This is a genomic window from Deinococcus rhizophilus, assembly GCF_030271215.1.
Classification (GTDB): Bacteria; Deinococcota; Deinococci; order Deinococcales; family Deinococcaceae; genus Deinococcus; species Deinococcus rhizophilus.
Genome location: NZ_JASNGB010000191.1, coordinates 1 through 5,716 on the forward strand (window position 1 = coordinate 1; position 5,716 = coordinate 5,716).

Consider the following 5,716-nt stretch of genomic DNA (forward strand, 5'->3'; position numbering starts at 1 on the left):
AGCGCCTGCACAAGCGCCTCGCGCGGGCCGGAATCGCCTCCCGCCGCGCCGCCGAGGCCCTGATCGCGGCCGGGCGGGTCACCGTGAACGGCGAGGTTGCCACGCTGGGCCGCAGTGTCACCCCCACCGACGAGATCCGGGTGGACGGCCGCCTGATCGACGTGACGGCGGCTCCCCCGGTCACCTACGTCCTGCACAAGCCCGCCGGATACGTCACCTCCGCCCGCGACGAGTACGGGCGCCGCACCGTGCTGGACGCGATGCCCCCGACTCCCGGCCTGCACCCGGTCGGCCGCCTCGACCGCGACTCCGAGGGGCTGCTGCTGCTCACCACCGACGGCGACCTCACCCTGCGCCTGACCCACCCCCGCTACGGCCACGAGAAGGTCTACCGCGCCTGGACGGATGGGGACGCCGACCCCACGTCCGCCGAACTCGCGCGGCTGGAACGCGGCCTCCCGCTGGAAGACGGTCTCGCGCAGGCCCTGAGCGCCCGTCCCGTTCCCGGCGGCGCCCTCGTCACCCTGGGAGAAGGCCGCAACCGCCAGGTGCGCCGGATGCTGGAGGCGCTCGGCCACCCGGTCGTCCGGCTGCTGCGCCTGCGGATGGGCGGCCTGTGGCTCGGCGACCTCGGTCCCGGCGAGTACCGCGAACTCGGCCCGCGCGAGCTGCACTGGCTCCTGCACCCCGCCGAGGTCCCGCCCCGCGTCTGGGAGCGGCAGGAGGAGGAGACGCTGGAGCGCTGGGGGTAAAACCCCTCCGCCCCTGCGGGGCACCTCCCCTGAGAAGGGAGGCTGCCGTGGGGAGCGTCCCTCCAGCCCCGTGCGCTGCAAGGCTCCCTTCAAGGGGACTCGTATGAGCTGCTTGCAAAGCTGGCCGCGAAGCGAACTGAGGGGTCCTCTCGCCGGAGCCCCGGCCCCCCCACCCGCCCCTGCTACACTCCGGAACGCGGGGAGGCTCACGGCCGCGCTCCTGGCAACAGGGGTGAGGAAAGTCCGGGCACCGCAGGGCAGGATGCCAGCTAACGGCTGGTCGGCGAGTCAAGCGCCCCCCCGAGCGCCACAGCGGGGGAGGAGGCGGCGAAGCCGAAGGACAGTGCCACAGAAACCAGACCGCCGTTCCCAGACAGCCCCGGCGCGGGCGGGAACGGTCAGGGTGAAACGGTGCGGTAAGAGCGCACCAGGCTTCCGGGAGATCGGGGGCGCTGGTAAACCCCATCCGGTGCAAGACCCGACAGTGCGCGAGGAACGGCCCGTTCCATTGACCGCCAGGATGGTCGCTTGAGGCGCGGCGGCGACGCCCGTCCCAGAGAGATGGCCGTGCCCTGCCTCCGGGCAGGAGACAGAACCCGGCTTACCGCCTCCCCGCTCCAGCCCAGGCCCGCCGTTTTCCCCCACCGGGGCGGCGGGTCTGCCTATGCCCGGCCCCCTGCCCCACTCCGCGCCTGCCACGCCGCGACCAGCAGTCCGGCGATCATCAGCCCCCCGCCGACCGGCGTGACCGCTCCCAGCCAGCGCGGCCCGGTCAGCACCAGCAGATACAGGCTGCCGCTGAAGACCACGGCTCCTGCCAGCAGCAGTGGTCCCCACGCGCCGCGCCGTCCACCCGCCCCCAGCGCGAGCAGCGCCAGCGCCGCGTACATCTGGTAGCGCACCCCCGTCTCGAAGGTGGCGAGGTCCGCCGCGCTCAAGGTGTCCCGCAGCCCATGTGCCCCGAATGCCCCCAGGCCCACCCCCAGGGCGGCGAGCAGCGCCCCGGCCACGGTCGGATTCAGTCTCATCCCCCGGAGGGTAGGGTCTGGCGGTGCCGGATGGACAGAGGCAGCTGCCCCGGCAGGTCAGGTGGGAAAAAGGGAATGAACTGGGGTGCAGAGGTGGGAGACAGTGGGAGCCGGTGGTAAAGCGTGGGGGGGGCTGTTACACTCCGGGCAGCAGCTCACAGTCGCGTCTGGTACGTCGCTGCACAGCTGCGCGTCACGTGCTCCCGCCGGAGGCTCTGGTGGGAGGCAGGTGGAAAGAGAGAAACGGTGCCGTTCGGAGAGTACCCCTACACCATTGACGACAAGGGCCGACTGGTCCTGCCCCCGGCCTTCCGGGAATTCGTCGAGGACGGGATGATTCTCACGCGCGGCATGGAGGGCTGCCTGTACGTCTTCCCGCTGGCAGGTTGGCGGCGGGTCGAGGAGCAGCTCGAGGGCCTGCCTCTGACCGACGCGGCCTCCCGCGCCTTTGTGCGGTTTTTCTATTCCGGCGCCAGCAAGGCGCGGCTGGACAACCAGAGCCGCGTCTCGGTGCCGCTGGCCCTGCGCGGTTTTGCGGGGCTGGACAGTGACGTGATCGTGGCGGGTGCCCCCGGACGCCTGGAGCTGTGGACCCCGGCCCGCTGGGAGGCGGCCATCGCCGCCGTGCAGCAGGACCCGCCCAGCCCTGACCTTCTCGCCCATTTCGTGGCGTAACTGACATGACAACTCCCACCCCTGACCTGCCCCCCGACGACGCCTTTGCCCCCGCCCTCTCCCACATCCCGGTCCTGGCAGCCGAGGTCATCGAAGCGCTCGTGCCCGCTCCCGGCCGGGTCATCGTGGACGGCACCCTGGGCGGCGCCGGACACACCCGGCTGCTGCTGGAGGCCGGGGCTTCCGTGATCGGCATTGATCAGGACCCCTACGCCCTGAACCGCGCCCGCGAGGCCGCCCTGCCCGGCCTGACCGCCGTGGAGGGCAACTACCGCGACCTGCCCGGGCTGCTCTCCGGCCTGGGCGTCTCGCAGGTGGACGGCGTGCTGCTCGACATCGGCGTGAGCAGCTTTCAGCTCGACGACAGCGGGCGCGGCTTTTCCTACCACACCGACGCTCCCCTCGACATGCGCATGAGCCAGTCGGGCCTCTCGGCCGCCGACGTGGTGAACACGCTGCCCGAGGAGGAACTCGCCGCGATCATCTACGAGTACGGCGAGGACCGCCACTCGCGCCGGATCGCCCGCGCCATCGTGCACGCCCGCGAGAAGGCCTCCATCGAGACGACGGTGGCCCTCGCGGACCTCGTCAAGCGGGCCTATCCGGGGTTCTCGCGGGGCATCCACCCGGCCCGGCGGACCTTTCAGGCCCTGCGCGTCCACGTCAACGATGAACTCGGCGCCCTGCGCGACGGGCTCGCCGCTGCCGAGGCCGTGCTCGCGCCGGGGGGCCGCCTCGCGGTGATCTCCTTCCACTCGCTGGAGGACCGCATCGTCAAGCGCTTCTTGCGGGGGTCGGCGACCCTCGAGGCCCTGACCAAGCGCCCGGTCGAGGCGTCGGAGGACGAGCAGGCCCGCAATCCCCGCGCCCGCAGCGCCAAGCTCCGTGCGGCCCGCAAGCTCAGTCCCGACGAACTCAGCCCCGGGGCGGCGGCGAGCCGCGAGGTGGCCCGGTGACCGCGTGGAGGCGTCTGCCCGACTTCTCGCGGCTGGACGTGAGCGTCGCCACCTGGCGGGCGCGGGCGGTGCGGTACCTCGCCATCTACCTCGCGCTCGCGCTGCTGCTGGTGGGGGCGCGGGCCCTGACCCAGGACGTGCGCCCTACCCTGCGGGCCGCGCAGGACCGTGAGGCGGCGCTGACCACCGAGCGCGACGAACTGGAGTTGCAGGTGCAGACCCTGATGGGCTCGGCGCGGGTGCGCGACTGGGCCTTTGCCAACGGGATGCGCCGCTTTGCCGGGTCGAACACGACCGCCGGGCGCTTCGGGGGCGTCCCGCTGCCCCCGCCCCTGGTTCCCCGGACCACCCTGGAGGTGCAGACCCAATGGAAGTGAAGATCCAGACCCGCTCGCGGTGGATGCAGCTCATCGCGCTGGTGCTGTTCATGACGCTGGTGTGGGCCTACGCGCAGCTCGAATGGGGCGTGCCGCAGGGGGTCAAGCGCTCGGTCGTGCAGTCGCGCGGCCCGATTGTGGCCCGCGACGGCACCGTCTTGGCCCGCAGCGTGGACGGCGAGCGGGTCTATCCCCAGGGTGCCCTCGCCGGGCAGGTTCTCGGCATGATGGGCGCCACCGAGGGGCTGGAGGGGCTGGAGGCCGCCTACAACCGCAGCCTGGAAGCGGGCCAGCCCCTGCGCCTGACCCTCGACCCGGCGACCCAGTCGGCAGCCGAGGCCGCGCTCGCCCGCTACGTCCCCGAGCATGAGGCGCAGTACGGCTCGGTGGTGGTCCTGGAAACGCGCACCGGGCGCATTCTGGCTGCCGCGAGCTATCCCCCCTTCGACCCCAACCGGTGGCGGGTCTACTCGCCCGAGACCCGGCGCAACCGTCCCTTCCTCGATGTGTACGAACCCGGCTCGACCATCAAGGCGTTGGTGGTCGCCGCCGCCCTCAACGAGGGCCTGACCACCCCCAACACCGTGTACGACACGCCCATGCGCCGCTACGTGGGCGAACGCTGGGGCAGCACCATCGGGGACAGTGTGGACCACCCGGAGCGCCTGACCACCCAGCAGATCCTGCGCTACAGCAGCAATGTGGGCATGAGCCATATCGTCGAGAGGTTCGAGCCCGAGCGGATGCGGGACTACCTCAGTGACTACGGTTTCGGGGACTATGCCGAACTGCCCACCGTCACCAGCAGCACCGGGCGGCTGCAACCCCTGCGCAACTGGAACGATCTGGTCCGGGCCACCAACGCCTTCGGCCAGGGCATGAGCGGCACCACCCTGCAACTCGCCGCCGCCTACAACGTCATGGCGAACGACGGCCGCTACGTGGCTCCCCGCCTCGTGGAAGGAGAACCCGCCGGGGAGCGCCGCGACGTGCTGCGCCCGGCGACGGCCCGCACCATCCGCACCATGCTCAGGGAGGTCGTCAAGGAGGCCATTCCCACCCAGGCGGGCCTGGAGGGCTTCGACCTGATGGGCAAGACGGGCACCTCGCAGGTGTCGCTGGGCGCCCAGGGCTACTCCAGCAGCCTCTACGACTCGACCTTCGCCGGGATCGTCTCCTACCCGTCCGACACCCCCCGCGTCACCATCGCGGTGATGGCCCACGGCGCCAAGCGCGGCCACCACGGCTCTCAGCTGGCCGCCCCCATCTACCGCGACATCGCCTCCGACATCCTCTCCCGCTGGGGCGCCGCCCCCACCCCGCCCCCACCCGAAAAGGATGAAGAGGCCAAACCCTGAGCACTTCCTGAGTCTTTCCAAACCCGTCAGATGCCTGCAAGCCAGCCTACCGTGAGCTGGCTTTCCTTACGTCCTGGACGAAATGCAAGCCTGCCCACTCTTTCCTCCCGGATGACCCGGCCGCAGGTCAGTTCGTGCCTCAGAAAGAGGAAAATCCGGGCATCTTCATGAGAAAATAGATGAGAGCATTAGAAGTCATCTCATGGCGTTTTCTGAGGAGTTGACGCGACCTCACAGCATATTGGAAATTCTGGCAGCCCCAAGATCGACCTGGAAATGAGAGTCATGCCCCACCATTCACAGGCGGCTCCCATGCCCCGTCTCTAGTCTCAGTGCCGAAGAGAGCCCCCTGCGGCTCCCACGTATTCAGACTTGACCCACCTGGCCGCGCTCCGCGTGCGTGGCCACAGGAGACTGCATGTTGAACTTGACCCATCTGCTGCCCGCAGCGTTGCTGACCACCCTCGCCTCCGCCGCCGCGACTCCCGTGCTGCCCGCTCCGGCAGTCGCTGCCCAGGCCGTGCGAGCAGCCCTCGCCCCTGAGGTCGCCCCCGCGCCTGCGCCGCTCGC

The 5,716-nt window shown here is 70.7% G+C and carries 6 protein-coding genes and 1 other RNA gene; 6 read left to right on the plus strand and 1 reads right to left on the minus strand.

Annotated elements, in window-relative coordinates; translation table 11 throughout:
• Window positions 1-752, plus strand: a 752-nt coding sequence (locus QOL99_RS14640; protein ID WP_285524909.1) for a pseudouridine synthase, incomplete at its 5' end; no start/stop codon positions are given.
• A gap of 196 nt (window positions 753-948) precedes the next feature.
• Window positions 949-1,372: RNase P RNA component class A (rnpB, locus tag QOL99_RS14645), an RNA gene on the plus strand.
• A gap of 42 nt (window positions 1,373-1,414) precedes the next feature.
• Here the strand turns inward: rnpB and QOL99_RS14650 are convergent.
• Entirely contained in the window at window positions 1,415-1,780 is a 366-nt protein-coding gene (locus QOL99_RS14650; RefSeq protein WP_285524911.1) for a DUF423 domain-containing protein, read from the minus strand.
• A gap of 246 nt (window positions 1,781-2,026) precedes the next feature.
• Between QOL99_RS14650 and mraZ the strand changes: the two genes are divergently transcribed.
• Genes mraZ through QOL99_RS14670 form a run of 4 tightly spaced genes read left to right on the plus strand, consistent with a single transcriptional unit; the run spans window position 2,027 to window position 5,146 of the window.
• Entirely contained in the window at window positions 2,027-2,455 is a 429-nt protein-coding gene (gene mraZ, locus QOL99_RS14655) for a division/cell wall cluster transcriptional repressor MraZ (RefSeq protein ID WP_285524913.1), read from the plus strand.
• Window positions 2,456-2,460: 5 nt separating this feature from the next.
• Window positions 2,461-3,411: a 16S rRNA (cytosine(1402)-N(4))-methyltransferase RsmH gene (gene rsmH / locus QOL99_RS14660; protein ID WP_285524914.1), complete on the plus strand. Its 951-nt coding sequence runs from the start codon at window positions 2,461-2,463 to the stop codon at window positions 3,409-3,411.
• The gene (locus QOL99_RS14665) at window positions 3,408-3,788 is read left to right on the plus strand and encodes a hypothetical protein (protein WP_285524916.1); all 381 of its coding nucleotides are present in this window, start codon (window positions 3,408-3,410) and stop codon (window positions 3,786-3,788) included. The genes rsmH and QOL99_RS14665 overlap by 4 nt, the downstream gene beginning before the upstream one ends.
• Window positions 3,779-5,146, plus strand: coding sequence for a peptidoglycan D,D-transpeptidase FtsI family protein (locus QOL99_RS14670; RefSeq protein ID WP_285524918.1), 1,368 nt, complete (start codon window positions 3,779-3,781; stop codon window positions 5,144-5,146). The genes QOL99_RS14665 and QOL99_RS14670 overlap by 10 nt, the downstream gene beginning before the upstream one ends.
• Window positions 5,147-5,716 lie beyond the last annotated feature (570 nt).